Source organism: Paenibacillus sp. AR247, from assembly GCF_002968895.1.
GTDB lineage: Bacteria > Bacillota > Bacilli > Paenibacillales > Paenibacillaceae > Paenibacillus_AQ > Paenibacillus_AQ favisporus.
Genome location: NZ_PCZT01000009.1, coordinates 442,851 through 458,062, shown reverse-complemented (window position 1 = coordinate 458,062; position 15,212 = coordinate 442,851). Strand labels below are relative to the sequence as shown.

General features: G+C 44.8%; 18 protein-coding genes. 1 reads left to right on the top strand and 17 read right to left on the bottom strand.

Annotated features, from left to right (window positions below; all coding sequences use genetic code 11):
• The 13 genes from CPT76_RS10085 to CPT76_RS10035 all read right to left on the bottom strand — a co-directional run.
• The coding region (locus tag CPT76_RS10085; protein ID WP_105442822.1) for a response regulator transcription factor at positions 1-671 on the bottom strand (671 nt) is incomplete at its 3' end.
• A gap of 922 nt (positions 672-1,593) precedes the next feature.
• Positions 1,594-1,896, bottom strand: coding sequence for a hypothetical protein (locus tag CPT76_RS10080; protein ID WP_105442821.1), 303 nt, complete (start codon positions 1,894-1,896; stop codon positions 1,594-1,596).
• A gap of 59 nt (positions 1,897-1,955) precedes the next feature.
• A complete protein-coding gene (locus CPT76_RS10075; protein WP_105442820.1) occupies positions 1,956-2,207 on the bottom strand; it encodes a YolD-like family protein in 252 nt (83 codons plus the stop codon).
• Between the two features lie 516 nt (positions 2,208-2,723).
• A complete protein-coding gene (locus CPT76_RS39340) occupies positions 2,724-2,966 on the bottom strand; it encodes a GNAT family N-acetyltransferase (RefSeq protein ID WP_258168260.1) in 243 nt (80 codons plus the stop codon).
• Entirely contained in the window at positions 2,959-3,153 is a 195-nt protein-coding gene (locus tag CPT76_RS39335) for a hypothetical protein (RefSeq protein ID WP_258168259.1), read from the bottom strand. The genes CPT76_RS39340 and CPT76_RS39335 overlap by 8 nt, the downstream gene beginning before the upstream one ends.
• A 122-nt stretch (positions 3,154-3,275) precedes the next feature.
• Positions 3,276-3,602 carry an NIPSNAP family protein gene (locus CPT76_RS10065; RefSeq protein WP_105442819.1) on the bottom strand — a complete coding sequence of 109 codons (327 nt, stop codon included), beginning with the start codon at positions 3,600-3,602 and terminating at the stop codon, positions 3,276-3,278.
• 314 nt (positions 3,603-3,916) lie between these two features.
• Positions 3,917-4,480 (bottom strand): class I SAM-dependent methyltransferase, encoded by a 564-nt coding sequence (locus CPT76_RS10060; RefSeq protein ID WP_105442818.1) that lies wholly within the window; start codon positions 4,478-4,480, stop codon positions 3,917-3,919.
• Positions 4,481-4,994: 514 nt separating this feature from the next.
• Positions 4,995-5,774, bottom strand: coding sequence for a hypothetical protein (locus tag CPT76_RS10055; RefSeq protein ID WP_105442817.1), 780 nt, complete (start codon positions 5,772-5,774; stop codon positions 4,995-4,997).
• A gap of 302 nt (positions 5,775-6,076) precedes the next feature.
• The gene (locus tag CPT76_RS10050; RefSeq protein ID WP_258168258.1) at positions 6,077-6,439 is read right to left on the bottom strand and encodes a PhnD/SsuA/transferrin family substrate-binding protein; all 363 of its coding nucleotides are present in this window, start codon (positions 6,437-6,439) and stop codon (positions 6,077-6,079) included.
• Positions 6,436-6,573: a hypothetical protein gene (locus CPT76_RS37180; protein ID WP_181152773.1), complete on the bottom strand. Its 138-nt coding sequence runs from the start codon at positions 6,571-6,573 to the stop codon at positions 6,436-6,438. Before CPT76_RS37180 ends, CPT76_RS10050 begins: the two co-directional genes overlap by 4 nt.
• Positions 6,574-6,597: 24 nt before the next feature.
• Positions 6,598-7,704 carry an iron-containing alcohol dehydrogenase family protein gene (locus CPT76_RS10045; protein WP_105442816.1) on the bottom strand — a complete coding sequence of 369 codons (1,107 nt, stop codon included), beginning with the start codon at positions 7,702-7,704 and terminating at the stop codon, positions 6,598-6,600.
• 95 nt (positions 7,705-7,799) lie between these two features.
• On the bottom strand, positions 7,800-8,993 hold the full coding sequence (locus tag CPT76_RS10040) for an aminotransferase-like domain-containing protein (RefSeq protein ID WP_181152772.1): 1,194 nt from the start codon (positions 8,991-8,993) through the stop codon (positions 7,800-7,802).
• Between the two features lie 376 nt (positions 8,994-9,369).
• Positions 9,370-10,311: a zinc-binding dehydrogenase gene (locus CPT76_RS10035; protein ID WP_105442814.1), complete on the bottom strand. Its 942-nt coding sequence runs from the start codon at positions 10,309-10,311 to the stop codon at positions 9,370-9,372.
• 126 nt (positions 10,312-10,437) lie between these two features.
• Here CPT76_RS10035 and CPT76_RS10030 point away from each other — a divergent pair, with 126 nt between their 5' ends.
• Complete coding sequence (locus tag CPT76_RS10030) at positions 10,438-11,358, top strand: MmyB family transcriptional regulator (RefSeq protein WP_105442813.1); 921 nt, start codon at positions 10,438-10,440, stop codon at positions 11,356-11,358.
• A 347-nt stretch (positions 11,359-11,705) separates the two neighbouring features.
• Here the strand turns inward: CPT76_RS10030 and CPT76_RS10025 are convergent, their stop codons facing one another.
• The 4 genes from CPT76_RS10025 to CPT76_RS10010 form a co-directional block, all read right to left on the bottom strand.
• Positions 11,706-12,137 (bottom strand): DUF4871 domain-containing protein, encoded by a 432-nt coding sequence (locus CPT76_RS10025; RefSeq protein ID WP_181152771.1) that lies wholly within the window; start codon positions 12,135-12,137, stop codon positions 11,706-11,708.
• 351 nt (positions 12,138-12,488) lie between these two features.
• Positions 12,489-12,983: an NUDIX hydrolase gene (locus tag CPT76_RS10020; RefSeq protein ID WP_374954635.1), complete on the bottom strand. Its 495-nt coding sequence runs from the start codon at positions 12,981-12,983 to the stop codon at positions 12,489-12,491.
• Positions 12,984-13,292: 309 nt separating this feature from the next.
• Positions 13,293-14,174: a fumarylacetoacetate hydrolase family protein gene (locus CPT76_RS10015; RefSeq protein ID WP_105442811.1), complete on the bottom strand. Its 882-nt coding sequence runs from the start codon at positions 14,172-14,174 to the stop codon at positions 13,293-13,295.
• A gap of 794 nt (positions 14,175-14,968) precedes the next feature.
• Positions 14,969-15,212: S-layer homology domain-containing protein (locus CPT76_RS10010; protein ID WP_146116290.1), on the bottom strand; the 244-nt coding region annotated here is incomplete at its 5' end.

The window sequence follows — 15,212 nt, the reverse complement described above, 5'->3', positions numbered from 1 at the left end:
TAGATCGTCCTGACATACTTCGGTTCGTCAGCGTTATCCTCCAGCTTCTTCCGTAATCGCATGATGGTCATATCCACACTGCGACTGTCTCCCATAAAGTCATATCCCCATCCGATCTGCAGCAGCTCTTCCCGGGTAAAGATTTTGTCCGGCCTTTTAAGTAACGTTTCCAGAATTTTAAACTCTTTGGCCGTTAAAGACACGGGTACACCGTTTTTCAGCACCCTTCGGCTTTCCAGATCAAATGTCAGCTCTTCATGAATGATGCGTGTAGATTTCACTTCTGTTCCTTCTCTTGATTCCTCCTTGCTCTCGTTTCTTCTCAGAATCACCTTGATCCGAGCGAGCAATTCACGATTGTCAAAGGGTTTGGTCATGTAATCTTCCGCCCCTAGCTCTAGTCCCAACACCTTGTCGATTACCTCATTTTTGGCAGAGAGCATGATCACAGGAACGGCACGTTTCCCGGTGATTTCCTTGCACATGTCATATCCGGAGCAGTCAGGCAGCATCAAGTCAAGCACCACCAGGTCCGGCCCAAAAGCATCCAGCAGCTGCAGGGCTACTTTACCGTTTTCAGCCGTTTGAACGACGTAGTTTTCTCTTCTCAGTACGAGCTCAATTAAATCTCTGATTGCGACTTCATCGTCAATGACAAGTATTTTCTTCAATGTGCACCCCTTCTAGCCTTGTTCCCCAGCTTGAATCATAATTTACCCTCATTTTACCCTCATCTTAGCACAGACACTTTAGATTCCTCCACCAACTGGATGATGAGGTATATTCCACTGAGCATAACTAGTAATAAACCCGAAGAAAGGAGAACAATCCATGGATCTTCACGCAATTCCTTGTCAATGGACATACACGTCTCCTCACGGCCTTTCGAAACGTTTTCGGAGTTGTTTCATTGCCAGATGATGCCTGGAAAATAATCGCAAAGTCTTTTCTCGACATGGTACGTTTTTGATTCAGCTATTCTTGGTGAAGAGATCGTAAGGTACCTTAAACGAAAAAACGCACTTCTCTCGAAGTGCAATCAAATCTACAATATATTCAATCTGTTGGAACGTAACCATATCAACCATTTACCGATACTTGTGGTATGGATCACCGCTATCCAAGCGGCAAAAGTAGTACCGTCGGACTTCGCTTATCGAAAGGGCGGTACAGGATCAGCACTAAGTACGATCTCGGTATATGTTTTCATCCCTTGAGCCAAAAGACACATCCACCATCCTCTTCATTTCTTTTCTAAAATGCTTTGATGAGTTTGATTATCTAATCCAAATGAGATCACAGTTTAAATTGAAGTACTTCCGATCATTGAGGCTGGTTTCTTTGACCATAAAACAGCATTCAGCGTTTCAGTCACTCCAAAGAGACACAATACTTCTACTCAGATCTTCATCTAATCGGTAATTGGACTATGTTCTAGTCCATTCCGGCAATCGGTACAAGTTCTTGTCCTTTGCTTGAGACACGTACTTGTACCAATAAAACAAAAAAGCCGACTAAAAAAGCAGCTTCAATGGGAATATGTTCTTGTCCCTCGAGATACATCTTCTCTTTGTATTTATCTTTTCAGCTATGTTAATCTTTTCTGCATAATCCAATGAAACAAGTAATGGTACCAAACAAAATGACTATGAAGCTTAAGCTTGGAAATCTAAATTTAAAATCTACAATTAAATTAAAAACTAAGCCAAGTAATATAAGTTCCCCACCAATTATCATGATCTTTTTTCCAGTTAAATTATGGCGAAAAAATAAAACTGCAATAATAAATCCAACGATAATTGTCACAATTAGTAAGATACTTATGAATTCAAATCCAGTTTCGGTTAATTGAAACATACGATAAAAGGAATTCGTTTCCCGCCCTACTTCGGTCATTTGATCCCTCCAAGATCAACATGAGATTACTCATCTACAAAACTTCCCTTTCACTGAATCTAATCTCTAGGATAGTTAATCTCCATGATATCCATAAAAGGGACCTTGGTAATAACTCCATCCTTTTTGATGTGTACTTTTCCAGTCCGAGAGTCCATTTGATCTACCTGACCCCTTACTGGCTCATCCCAACCCCACACAGTAAGTAGAATTTCTGACCCTTCTTGATAAGCCTCTGTAAGCTGATTGCCTATCTCCTCTAATACAAATTCATCCCTTGTCGGTCTCTTGGGAGCTTTTGATTTGACCATCGGTCTCTCCTCCTCGTTGTAAAATGAGCAGTCCGCATAGGAGCGCTCCAATAAATTAATAACTAGTATAATGTTACATTACAAAGTTACTTAAGAACAGCGTTACGCAAATCTACAATATTACTGATATAACAAAGCCCAATAATAAAAAAGCACTTGGGTCGAAAGTGCCGCACTATTCGAGAAAACAAAAGACGACTTGGAGTTGTCGGGACCTTTTCGGGCCTTGGGATATATCTCGTTAAACCGGCAGAAGCCCACAGAAGCGTTGGTACTTTTTAAGAATGGCATCGCCATCTGCCAAACGTATCCGGGAACGTGGTTCCTCGCGCGAGGAGTAGAGGGGCTTGCAAGCGCGTTGTGCGGCTGGGAGAATACCGGACGGTCGCTACGCTGATCGGGATCCCCGAGAAATTACGAGCCAATCTTGGCTCATTATCGTTAAAACAAAAAAAGCCGCTGCCATGCGGCTTTTAAGCGTATATGTTCTTGTCGTCTTACAGCTGGATTTTGTCATTATTTATAATTTAAGTAATAAAACTTTTGATAGTTGTCTAAACACCATTGAAACTTCTTTAAGATATGATTGTTAATTTGTTTGCTCTCATAGTCAATTTTTTTAAAACCAAATTTTTGATAAAAATGCTTTAACTCTTCAAATGGTAGACAATACACTTCTTTTAAATTATTTTTTTTAGTTTCCTTTACCAAGTAATCAACTAACTCATTTGCAAGCGATAGTCCTCTGAACTCATCCAATATATATACCGCCAATTTCAGCTTCTTCTGCATTAAGATAAACAATTCTTTTAACGCCTGCAAATTCATCCTTATGTGTAACTATTGCAATTTTTTCATTTTCTAAATTACTCGGCACAAAGCCTATTTTCTGATACTGTTCATTTACCCATTGGAGTTCATTTTTAGTTGCTATTCTTATTCCCATTTCTTTTCGCCCCACAGATCAAGTATAACAAATGAACTAAACAGTCCGTTAGCGTAATAAAGCTGCCGATCAGCATCGGCAACTCTTCCTGTTCGTTTATTCAACTATCGTTTCCCGTTAGTTCAATTTCCCAATCTGAAAAATTCAGCTTGACTCATAAAATATTCATCAATTTTTTCGACTATCAGCCCTCCGTTTTCTTCCGAATTGCGTTTTACTTGTATCCATTCGATGTCTTTCTTAAACTGCTCCCATAGCCTTTGACGCTGCGCCATATCCTTAAATTCCATCACATAATATAGTTTATTTTGGCCCGTTGCATCTATCCAGAAATTCACGACCTTCATTCCCAGTCTTGTGAAAATTCTAAACGTATGATCCTTAAATCTGTCTTGAATGGCATCCATTCGACCTTCGTAAATCGTATAGATTCGCAACTCATATAGCATGTCATTTCCTCCCTGAATGAATCTGATTGGTAATTCAGCACAAATCTATTTCGACTTTTTAAAAATAAGATCGAGCCATTCTCTCTGGACCATCATGTGCTCCCTCGTGGGTCTCCACGTTTACGCCTGTCACACATACCAAAAATTTACTGTAATTATAGTTAGAATATTCACTGAAGTAAAGATGTTATTTTCGTTATCATGCCCGATAACTTAACGAAAAAGGAGCAGCTGCCAACCGGCGAACTGCTCCATGCTATTTTGAATTAACGTTTCCCGTTAGCTTAAAATACGTTTGTATTTCATTCTCGGGCTTAAGTTGGCTTAACAGCATCCACCATTAGAGAAACAAATCCCAAAAAGTTTTCATTGTTGCGGTGATCAAAGCGTTTCGATCGGTAAATGAAACCCTCTTTCTCATCCCAATCGGTGTAATGGAATTCTCCATTTTCATCGCAATGCTCTAGAAGATTCACTTTAAAACCAGCTTCTTCAAACATCGCCGAAATGGTTTTATAGGTATGTACTATTTTATGGCTTGCAGCAGGATGGTCAGCAGGACCTGGTCCGCCGATTTGTACTCCTTTTTGGTACACTTCATCAGGGAAATAACCATCCGGAACAGCACATCGAACATACCCTCCAGGTTTTAAGAACTCAAAACAAACCTTTGCAGCTTTAACACCTTCTTCGAAGTCTAGGTGCTCCCATACATGTTCGGCTAAAACTGCAGTAATGGTATTTGGTTGAAAACGATCAGACCACTGTTCTCTTCGTAATAAATTTAGCTCTGTCTCTTCGGTTTGCGTCCACTCGGGATTATTGTTATATCCGCCAGCACCAATAACAACTCGTATGTCTTTGTTTCGTCCCCTCACTCAAGCTCATCCCCCTTTATAGCGAAGTGTAACAAAAACCCTATTGAGGATAAATGGATATTTGGGACCATCCTATGTAACTATGTGTCCTCAAGTAAACTGCCCGTTAGTTGAACAAAGCCAGCCAGTCAAAGTGATCGGCTGGCTTCTTGTTTTTGTTGAGCTATCGTTCCCCGTTAGCCTAACGAGGGTAATTCGTTTTTGTACTTAAAGTAATACCACCCTGAACTAAAAGCTATTACAAAATGTAACAGATAAGGTGAGTATTCAACATATCTTTCTTGAATTCTTGCCATTAGGTCTATTGTTAAAAAAACCCCACGTCAACTGATACAAAAATTTTTTTAAAAAAATGGGCTTTCGATTCGATGCCAATCCTTTGAGTATATCGCGATACCCAAAAAGATTTGAATAAAGCACCAGATCAAGCTCAATTCTGCCGACTCTCATGAATTCAAAATACATGCACCTTTTACACTTATTTGGCAATACCTGTTTTCGCATTTAATATCTGTTATACTTTGGCTTTCCTTATCTTCACTTGGTGAGCTACGATCACGAAAAAAAAGATCATGCACATCAAACTAAGGATTGCCGAGCCTAAAGCACCCGTGGGTTCTTCGCTTGCCTGCAGCCAATGCATCGATATTTGTGACAAGAAACCTGGACTGTACGCAGTATCCTGAGGCAGCCATTCCGAAGACATGGATATCAGTACTGCCACCCCTAAGCTGACGAAAGCGATGCCAGCTGCAGAATTCATGAGAGAGCTCATGAACAGCGTTAGGGATCCCGCAAACCATAGCCATAGTAAAAAGAGAAGTCCTGCTTTTACTGCTGCTGCTGTCTCGACGCTTCCGATCATCTGCATCGTATAATACCAGGCCCCAGCATAGCCAAGCACGAAGGACGCGGTGATGAGTGACAGCATGATTGCCCACTTGGCCGCCGCATAGGATACGTAAGACACCGGCTTCGCAAAAATCATCTGCGAAACGCCGCTTTGACGCTCACCTGAAATCAGGGTCATGATGGATAACACTAGGATCAAGAGTCCGACTGAGTTGAATTGACCAAGCGTTTGCGCCATCACTTCCTTTCCCGAAGGAGGCTCGATCGTGATGGTCATACCTTTGGGCATATTGCCCGAAGATTCTAAAATTACCGGCATAAAGCGCGTCACCACTGGTTGCATGATCCCCAGCATCAAAAATACGAGCGGCACCCACAGCCATTTATAGGAGCGTCCCATCTCCAGCATTTCTTTACGAAAAAACAATAAGAACTGCTTCATGATTGTACCACCTTCAAAAACAAGTCTTCGAGTGTGCTGTGGCCTGCTTCAAGCGAACGAATCATGATGTGGTGGGATACAGCGTCTCTCATAAGCGCAAGGGAAGCTTGCTCGACATTCGTAACCCTCATCTTCGCACGTCCTCCGGATACCTCCGAATGGATGACAAATCCTTGTTACAGGCAGCGGTCAGCCAGGATCGCGATGCCTCGTCTTCACCTACCTCCAACCTGATCCATCGGATGTTGAGAGCGCGACAGGCTCAATATCGCTCCAGCTTAGTCCTGCTTCTTCCAGCATCTTTACGAGAAATAATGGGCTGTCGTGCTTTTAACATAGGCGACCTTCTTACCTTTCAGATCCGATACCTGTCTTACAGTTGAACCCTTTTGAATCACGAGTTCTTGTTCCAGCGTATCGGATTTCTGGATGGCGATGATTTGGAGGTTACCTCCATCCGCGGCTTGACTGGCAAAGATCGGCGGAATTTCGCTGGTAAGCGCGATATCTAAATGGTCTCCCGCCATCGCTTCCAACTGCAGATTCCCACCCTGAAAAACGCTAAACTCCACTTTGTACGGTGTGTCGTCCAAACCCGCCTCTTTAAATCCAGCCTCCAGATTTCCCCACCCCGTCTGTCCGACCTTTAAGGTGACTTTGCTCACATCTGGCGAACCTGCCGCAGCAGCAGCTTCCGCTTCATTTCCGGATCATTTTTCTCATTTCCGCAAGCGGCCAGGATGACGGCTATGACGAAAGGTAATACGACAGATAGAATTGACAGCTTTCTCTTGTTCACAATAGGTTCTCCTCTCTATGTCTATTAGGATACAGGTGATGCCAGTCCTATAACCCGTTTGCCCGTAAGGTCAGCCTGAACAATCGCCAATGCAATCATTTCCCGATCCACAGTGAATGGCAACTTTATCGCCTGCACCTTCTCCAACGGAAACACCTTGGCTATGGCCTCCGCATGTTGCTCCGCATTTCCCCAAAATCCCAACTGCTCTAGAGTAACCGGCAGGTGGAGCTTGTGCAGTTTGCCAGCCAGTTGCAGGATTTCTTCATGCGGAAGTCCCTGTAGTATCGCATGGACGATTAAGGAAAAGGCGATTTTTTCGCCGTGCAGCGTGTCTTTCGTCTCGGGAAACTGGGTAAGGCAGTCGTGAAGGGAATGGGCCAGCGCGATGCGTGGCTGTCCTCCAGTGATACTACCTACCTGTCCTGCAAGCCAGATAATGGCCTGACTAGTTTCGTGAAATGCCCAAGTAACCTCATCCTCATATGCTGCTTCGTAAGCCTCCTGCGCATATCGGTCAAGCACTTCAACAGCTAATAGGGATGTATGTACGCTAAGCCGTATATCTAGATCTGAATGAAGATTTTTCATATTAACTGCAGTCTCGTTCCATTTCACATACGTATCCGCAATACCGGATGCCAAATATCGTCTTGGGGCCGCTGCCAACACACAGGTATCCGCGAGAACCAACTGTGGGGACTGATTGAGGGGCAGATAACCTGCAGAACGTCCCTCATTATCATAAAGAACCGTCAGCGCCGACCAGGCTGCGCATGTTCCGGCCACCGTAGGCACCGTAATACTCGGCAACTCTAAGCGTTCGGCTACTGCCTTTACCACATCCAGTGCTTTGCCTCCACCAATGCCCACAACGGCTTCGTATCCTTTGCCGGATGCTACTGATACATACCGGGCAATCTGCTCCAACGTTGGATACCCGGCAAACGTATGGATTTCATACTCCGCCTTTACTTCATCAAGACTAGCTAGAAGGGGAGCCGCTGCCGTCAATGCTGTTTTGCCTCCAATAATAAGTAGCTTTCTGCCAATCAATGTAATCCTCTCTCCGCCGCTGGCGAGGATATTAGGCTTGTTAATATAGATTGCAGGGGCTTTGACGATGACCATGTAATTGACCTCCTAAAGTAAACTGGATTTTATGCATAAAACTCGATAAGGTATTGGTGTCCGGTTTTCATACAAATGTGAAAAGGTCAAAGATCCTATCGCGAATAGATAGAATAATAAGCCTCAGCCAGGCTTCGTATACCTTTTCTGATTTGCTCCTCACTGCAATGACTGAAGCAAAGTCGCAAGTATCGGGCCCCTTTTCCATCGTTGAAAAATGCATTTCCGGAAACAAAGCTTACGCCTCTTCTGTGTGCCAAAGGAGCTACGGCATTTACATCCACATGTTCGCCAAATGTAACCCAGATGAAGAATCCCCCGTCTGGTACGGATACCTGGATCTCACTGCCCAGTTCTTCATGCAGAGCCCGGATCATCGTATCCCGCCGACTGCGGTAACGATCGCTCAGACGCTCTACTTGCCTATCAAAATCATAGTGTTCAAGAAGTTCACCTACGATCTCCTGCGTAAATGGGTTAAGCTGGCTCCCCAGCGATAAAGTGGCCATGTACTGGATGATTTCTTCCGGGGCGATAACCCAACCCAGCCGGAGCCCTGGACCCAGCGTTTTCGAAAAGGTACTCACGTAGATTACCCGTTCCGGAGCAAACGAGTACACAGCAGGGAGGGTGGTCCCGTTGAAACTCAGCTCAGCGTATGCATCATCCTCCAAGATATACACATCATAATCTTTGGCTAGTTGCGCCAGCTGCCGTCTACGCCCAATAGGTAGCGTTGAGCCTGTAGGATTTTGAAAGGTTGGCATGACGTAGATAAATTTAGGTAATTTGCGGCCTTCTGCCGATGCCTTCTGTAGAGCCTCTTCAACCCGATTCACCTGCAGGCCTTCTTCGTCTACAGGAAAAGAGCGGATATGTGCGCCGGCAGCTCGAAAGGATTGCAGGGCATTGAAGAAGGTCGGCGCTTCCACCCACACCTCATCCCCGGGATTTATCAGAATCCGTACAGTCAGATCAATCCCCTGAATCGCCCCAAACACCGGAAGAAAGTTGCCTCCTTCCGCATGCAAGCCAAATTTGCGAACACGATTTAGCACCCAGGACTTGACTCTAACAGGCCCCTGAGCCCCCGAATAATGCAGCAGATCAACCCGGGCCACTTGAAGGGCGGCATTAGCCGCCTCGTTTAATTCCCTGATAGGCAAGAGATCCGACGCCGGAAAACCATACGATAGATGGACATGCTCTGGTTCTGCCGATTTCGTGCCACCTATGGACGGTGGCGGTAAATGGTTGGAAAAGCGGGACGGATAAGCTAGGTTCCCCATGAATAATAACCCCCTCCTTCTAATCATCATTGAAATTAGATTGATAAAACCAATAATTCCGATATGTTTTATGATAATCGAACAAAACCATGCTTCATAATAGAACAATCAAATATAAGGATTGATTTTTTTCAGGGACATAAAAAAGGAGAGCCTTATCCGGACTTGATGATCGTCAATGCATAAGAAAAGGCACCCGTTTAGGGTGCACCCAAAGGAATCTATGTGGGGCATCTTTCTTTAGGAGTCATAATTCAGCCCAATACACAAACGGATCCGAATTTCATTGCTGATGCCTGGTTTGAAATGTATTCAAATAAGAATAAAGCGAAAGAGACATTTCCTACTGACGTAACCCCGCGGCCATTGTGGGGTATTAATTTTCTAAATGCAGGACTGCTTTTCCGCTATACTTCCGTTCCATTAATTGATCCGCTACCCGTTTGATATCTGTCCATGGTGCTTCCACCTCAATTCTGGGAATCAGTGTTCCTTCCGCGATCTGCTCAGTAAGATACCGCAAATCATCCGGTACGGAATAGCCCTTTAATTCTTCTAACAAATACAATCCATATAAAGTCGTCCGGCCCGTATGAATTAAGTTCCTTACGTCTATGGATGTAAATGGTGAGCTGGAATACCCCATCGTTACACCAACACCCTCAGGTGCCAGATGGGATAACAGACTCGCAAGCGTATTCCCGCCAACTGTGTCTATGATCAGATCATAAGGTCCAAACTGCCCTGCTCTTTCGGAAAGTTCACCAACAATAATCTGATTTGCCCCGTCTTCACGAACCAGATTAGCCTTCTCTTCCGATCTGGCTGTTCCGACCACGAATGCTCCTGTCCGGGCAGCGAGCTGATGGGCATAAACGCCAACCCCGCCCGTAGATCCAGTTATCAACACCTTTTTCCCAAGAAGAAGCCCCCTTTTTTTAAGCGCATAGAGGGCACTGAGCCCGGCGACTGGAATCGTCGATGCCTGTGCAAAAGAAACCGAATCTGGTATTTCAGACATCAAGGAAGTACGGGCAGCAATTTGTTCAGCCCATGCGCTGGAAGGGAGTAGTCCGACGACACGTCTCCCTTTTGCCGGTCCCGATCCGTCTGCTGCCTGTTCGATCACGATGCCTGAATAATCCCATCCTAGTCGTTGCTCAATGTCTCCGCTCAAGGAATCCCTGATTTCACCACGGTTTAGAGAAATGGCTTTTACTTGAACGATTGCCTCATTAGATTGGGGGATCGGCGGTTCCACTTCCTTTATAATAAGCCGCTCTGTAACTAACGGGTCTGCAATGATTGCACGTACCATGATTGCTCCTCCTCGGCGTATATTGGATAAAACCCCAAATTGACAGGGGATTTACCTAGGAGTATAATTCTCTAACATCTTTTGACCAAGAGTAAAAATACACCTCCCGGAAAGAGGAGATGAACCATGATTCATTCATCCAATGCTCATATGGAGACAAAAGTTCTTAAAGCGGTAATCGGCGAAATCGAAGCGGTCAGAAGCAAGCGCCAACAGCAATACCGCGAACTCGATTCCCACCCGGAACTGAAACGATTTACTCAGCAAGAGCTAAACGATGTAGCCTTTACTTCGTTTAAAAACATATTATCCGGCCGCTCAAGACGCATTCCAAGCCGGACGGCTATCATGGATATTGCCGATTATCTGGAGTGTACATCAGCAGAACGAAATGATCTTCTGCTTGCCGCAGGCTATATCCCGGAACATTACGAATTGGCGGGAACAGCTCTTAAACTAGCCTTAGAACAAGCCAAGCTGATCCTGAGTGGTCTTCCTCTCCCCGCCTTCATTGCGACCCACAAGTTTGATATTACCGAAATGAATCCCATGTTTCAGGGTTTGTATGGCTTGAGTTATAATACACTTCACCATGGTCGTTTTAATATGATCCACAATCATTTCAGTTCCGATTTACCCATTCGCAAACGGTCCTCATTCAATGAGGAATCATTCCAGAAATGGGAGTCTCATGCCATATACGGAATTCAGACCTTTAAGCTGAATAATATGTATTTTCGTTACGACGCTTGGTATCGCGACTTACTGCAAGATTTTAACCGATATGAAGAATTTAGAACCTATTGGGATTATGAAGCGGAGTCACCTGCGGACCCTATTTCCGAGCCAAAAATGCTCCTCGCTCGTAAAGGAGAAGATTCGGAATGGTTTCCCATTCGCGTGCGCCAGATCCACATATCCGTCAGCAGCTACATGTTTCCCCGAATTGAGGCTTTTTTGCCCGAAGACCTTCCGGCGAGACATATGTTTGAATGGCTGGGTTGTCCCGTTGAATCTATGCTTGACCGTTATCAAGTGATAATCTAAATTTTGAACGGGTAATCCATTTGGCAAGAACAGAACGTAAATGGTTAAACCCAAAAAAGCCGCAGCTATGCGGCTTTTCAGCGTGTATGTTCTTGTCGTCTTACAGAAGATCAAACTAATCTTGCCACCACTCATATCGATTCCCGCATGGCTGCTGCAGAGGTTTTTTCCACGCTAATAACGGCAATGTCTCCGTGTCCCCTTCTCTTTTATCCCTTCGTTTAGTCATATACCGTGCCTCCGATTTTCGAGCCGATAAAACTGCGTATGCCTGCAGCGAACAAAATGAATGAAAGCGCTGCAGCCGAAAGCTTTTATTAAACTATCGTCTCCCGTTAGTTGAATAATCATTTGACTTCGACATTAATACTGCCGAACAACTTTTCATCAATATAAGCGCTAAGCTGCCAAATGCCAGGTTTCGGTAGCTTCATTGAGAATGGCAAATGTGCATCTGCACCGTTATTTGGACCGAACAATGATGTAGGAATATCAAAAATAAACGGATTTATCTTCTCACCGGATTTTATATTAATGGCATCGACTTTAAATTCCCCGTCCAAATCAGCTTTACTTCCCCATAAGTGCCACATATGTTTATTAGCCTGATTCGCCACGAAATCCGGTCCCAAGACACCGATTTTCCCTTCTATGCCTTGCATTTCGATTCCTTCACTTACAAACTTTGGGCTGACTTCTGCATCTTTTTCGGAAGTATTTGAACAACCATATAAAATTAGCAATCCAAAGATTAATATGCTAGTACTAAGAAATTTCACAATAATCACTCCTCCCGTTAGCGGAGCCGCAATAGCTAATGATTTAATCTTATACGCTCTCCGTTCCATTATTTCCGACAACGAATTCTTTCCTGAATCCTTATCAACCACTGTTAACCATATATGTTCTTGTCGTCGGGTTTGGACAAGAACATATAGTGTTAAAAATAAAAAGTTGCTCCTACGCGGCTATTAAGCGTCTATGTTCCTGTCGCTTACAAAAAAACAGCAGCCCCCTACTCTCCGTTATCCTGCTCGTTAGTTGAGGAAAAAGCAGCCAGCTTTTAGGTCGGCTGCCCTCAAATATCTTCGTTGAGCTATCATTTCCCGTTAGCTTAAAAGACTTGGTTGCTACACTTCAGGTTGTACACCGTGAGGGTCTAAGCGAGAAATCCGTTGAAAAGGCTTTGTCTTCCAAAATTCATACGGTACGAGCCCCTTACTCCGAATTGCATCTAATGATCGTGACTTCATATGAGGACGAGTAATGTACTGTTCTATGTTGCTCACCGTTAACCTTACAAACATAGCTTCCATTATCTCTTCGGGCTGAATTTTTAATTGGCCATCAATGATGTCTGCTCTAAATACCACTGATAATAGATTGCTTGTTTCCTTGTAATAAACTCCCGTTACACCAATGGGACGTATCAGAATTCCAGTCTCTTCTAGGACTTCACGAGTAATTGCATCATCAAGTGATTCACCTTCTTCTACATTTCCACCTGGGAATTCCCACGTATCAGGGCGCCAATGACTCTTTACTAACAGAACTTCACCTTTATTGTTCTCAATGAGTGCCGACACTGAAATCTGATGTTTTGGTGGCAAATATGCATCTACCAAAGAAATCCCCCCATTCACAAGTATCCTCAATCACCATATAACATGAAATTAGCTAGTCGTCTTACAATATGGATTTTTATGTCATAAATATCATGGTTAACATGGGTGAAATAATTCGAAAATTTCGGCGACGTATTCGTGTCAGCGCTCTCCAATAACTGCATCTCAATCGATCTCATTGCAGGTTTCGGGTAAATTCTGACTGGAGTGGTGCTTTCGGGAATGTATTAGCAAGCGCAGCTTACGATGGCAAAAAGGGACCCGCTGCTGGCTCAGGCGCTGCGTCGGGTCCCTTTTTCAAGTGAAGGCTTATTCGGATATCATGCGGTTCGTGAGGCTGCCCAGCTTCTCGATATTGATCGTGACGATGTCGCCGGCCTTTAAGTAGACCTGATTCTCTGGCGGTTTGCCGAGCACGACGCCTTCCGGCGTCCCGGTCAAAATAATGTCGCCGGGCACGAGCGTCATATGGTGCGAAATGTAGCTGACGATCTCGTCGCAGCGGAAAATCATGTCCGACGTGTTGGAATGCTGTCGCACTTCGCCGTTTACTATGCACTTGATGTCTAATGCGTTCGGATCGCCGACCTCGTCCGCAGTAACGAGGTACGGCCCGAGCGGCGAAAATTTGTCGCACGACTTCCCGAGCAGCCACTGCTGAGTGCGCATCTGCAGATCACGCGCGGACAAATCGTTGGCGGCGCAGTAGCCGAATACGTAGTCCAGCGCCTCTTCCTTGGCGACATATTTGGCCGTCTTGCCAATCACGATGACGAGCTCGGCTTCGTAGTCAACTTTCTGCGATGTGCGCGGCAGCGGCACGTCTTCGCCGTCACCAGCCAACGTATTGCTGAATTTGCTGAACAGAATCGGAGACTCCGGAATTGGCGCGTTTGTCTCCTCGGCGTGTTTGCGGTAATTAAGGCCGACGCAAATGATTTTGTTCGGGTGTGTAACACACGGTCCGAGCTTGAGACCAGATTTTCCGAGCAGGACGTCACTGCAAGACGCCAGTGTGCGGTTAACTGCTTGCTGCAGCGCCCGTATCGCTTCCTCCCCGCCTTCGATCACTTCGTGCACGGTGCGCGGTCCCGGGCCGTCACCAAGCGCCGCCGCAACGTCGACGATGCCTACCTCAGTAGCGACACCGAGGCGGTATGTATTGCCTTCAAGATAGGTTAGCAGTTTCATAGGTTATGGTCCTCCCTAAGCATTTTTTTCGAAGACGACGCCATCGATGTAGAGTGGCAAGCCCATCATGAACTTCGGTTCTATCGTTCCAGTTAGTTAATTTAATTCACAAATAAAAGCCGCAACTGGTTTTGAAATGATCAATTCTCCCCCACATGATTCAATTTTTTGTCTAATTAGAGTAAGGAAAGTGTGTGAGATTACTTCCCGTTGTTCGCGACTTAATGATTTGTCATGAAAAGGACCTTGATAGAGTTGAGTTGCCATATAGTATTTTAACACAGGTTCTGGATTTGTTACCTTGAATCCTGCCTCATAGGTTAATAGTTCTACTCGGTTAAAGTGCTATAACAGTATGGCCTCTCCATTTTCTAAGGAAAAAGGTATCGGATCTTCTTTAATTTAAAATGGTATATGTAACAGATGCATTGTCTCCTGATGCAGTGCGAAGAATTCATGCATTCCCCGGCTGCTATTAGTCGCAGCTAAAGTTACTCCGTTTTTTTGGGCATCAGCTTATCGTATTCGGTTCTTCTTTCGACTCTGCTCAGCCACGTATTATAAAAAATGCTAAAGACTACATCTGTAATGAGAATCCTCATCAACCACTGTTAACCATATATGTTCTTATCTTTAAAACAAAAAAAGCCGCAATTTTACGCGGCTTATAAACGTGTATGTTCTTGTCGTCTTACAACCTTAGGTCCAAGGTTTGACCAATGTACTCACACGCCGTTTGTTAACAAGCGTTCGAGTTTTGTCTCTTCCGTAAATCGGATCTCTAACAAGATGCATTACTTTAGCCAAGCTATAAAGCGCGCGAGTATGGTGGACACTTCAGCCCGCGAGACAACACTGGCAGAGTCCAGAAGATTCCCTGGCTTGCCGTTCAGGATTCCCACCTCCGTAGCCCAGCTCATGGCGTCCTTAGCCCAAGCGGAAATCTCGCCGCTGTCCGCAAAGCTCTTGCCGATGCCGTCCACAGCAGGTTGCCCGCCGTACCGGTACAGGAGTGTGATCAGCTGCTCACGGGTAATA

What these genes read in the sequence shown, in the direction of transcription:
- CPT76_RS10055 (WP_105442817.1), bottom strand. Translation starts at nt 5,774, where the DNA reads ATGAAGCAGTTCTTATTGTTTTTTCGTAAAGAAATGCTGGAGATGGGA.
- CPT76_RS39335 (WP_258168259.1), bottom strand. Translation starts at nt 3,153, where the DNA reads ATGGGAATAAGAATAGCAACTAAAAATGAACTCCAATGGGTAAATGAA.
- CPT76_RS10075 (WP_105442820.1), bottom strand. Translation starts at nt 2,207, where the DNA reads ATGGTCAAATCAAAAGCTCCCAAGAGACCGACAAGGGATGAATTTGTA.
- CPT76_RS10040 (WP_181152772.1), bottom strand. Translation starts at nt 8,993, where the DNA reads ATGGGGAACCTAGCTTATCCGTCCCGCTTTTCCAACCATTTACCGCCA.
- CPT76_RS10035 (WP_105442814.1), bottom strand. Translation starts at nt 10,311, where the DNA reads ATGGTACGTGCAATCATTGCAGACCCGTTAGTTACAGAGCGGCTTATT.
- CPT76_RS10045 (WP_105442816.1), bottom strand. Translation starts at nt 7,704, where the DNA reads ATGGTCATCGTCAAAGCCCCTGCAATCTATATTAACAAGCCTAATATC.
- CPT76_RS10030 (WP_105442813.1), top strand. Translation starts at nt 10,438, where the DNA reads ATGATTCATTCATCCAATGCTCATATGGAGACAAAAGTTCTTAAAGCG.
- CPT76_RS10015 (WP_105442811.1), bottom strand. Translation starts at nt 14,174, where the DNA reads ATGAAACTGCTAACCTATCTTGAAGGCAATACATACCGCCTCGGTGTC.
- CPT76_RS10065 (WP_105442819.1), bottom strand. Translation starts at nt 3,602, where the DNA reads ATGCTATATGAGTTGCGAATCTATACGATTTACGAAGGTCGAATGGAT.
- CPT76_RS10080 (WP_105442821.1), bottom strand. Translation starts at nt 1,896, where the DNA reads ATGACCGAAGTAGGGCGGGAAACGAATTCCTTTTATCGTATGTTTCAA.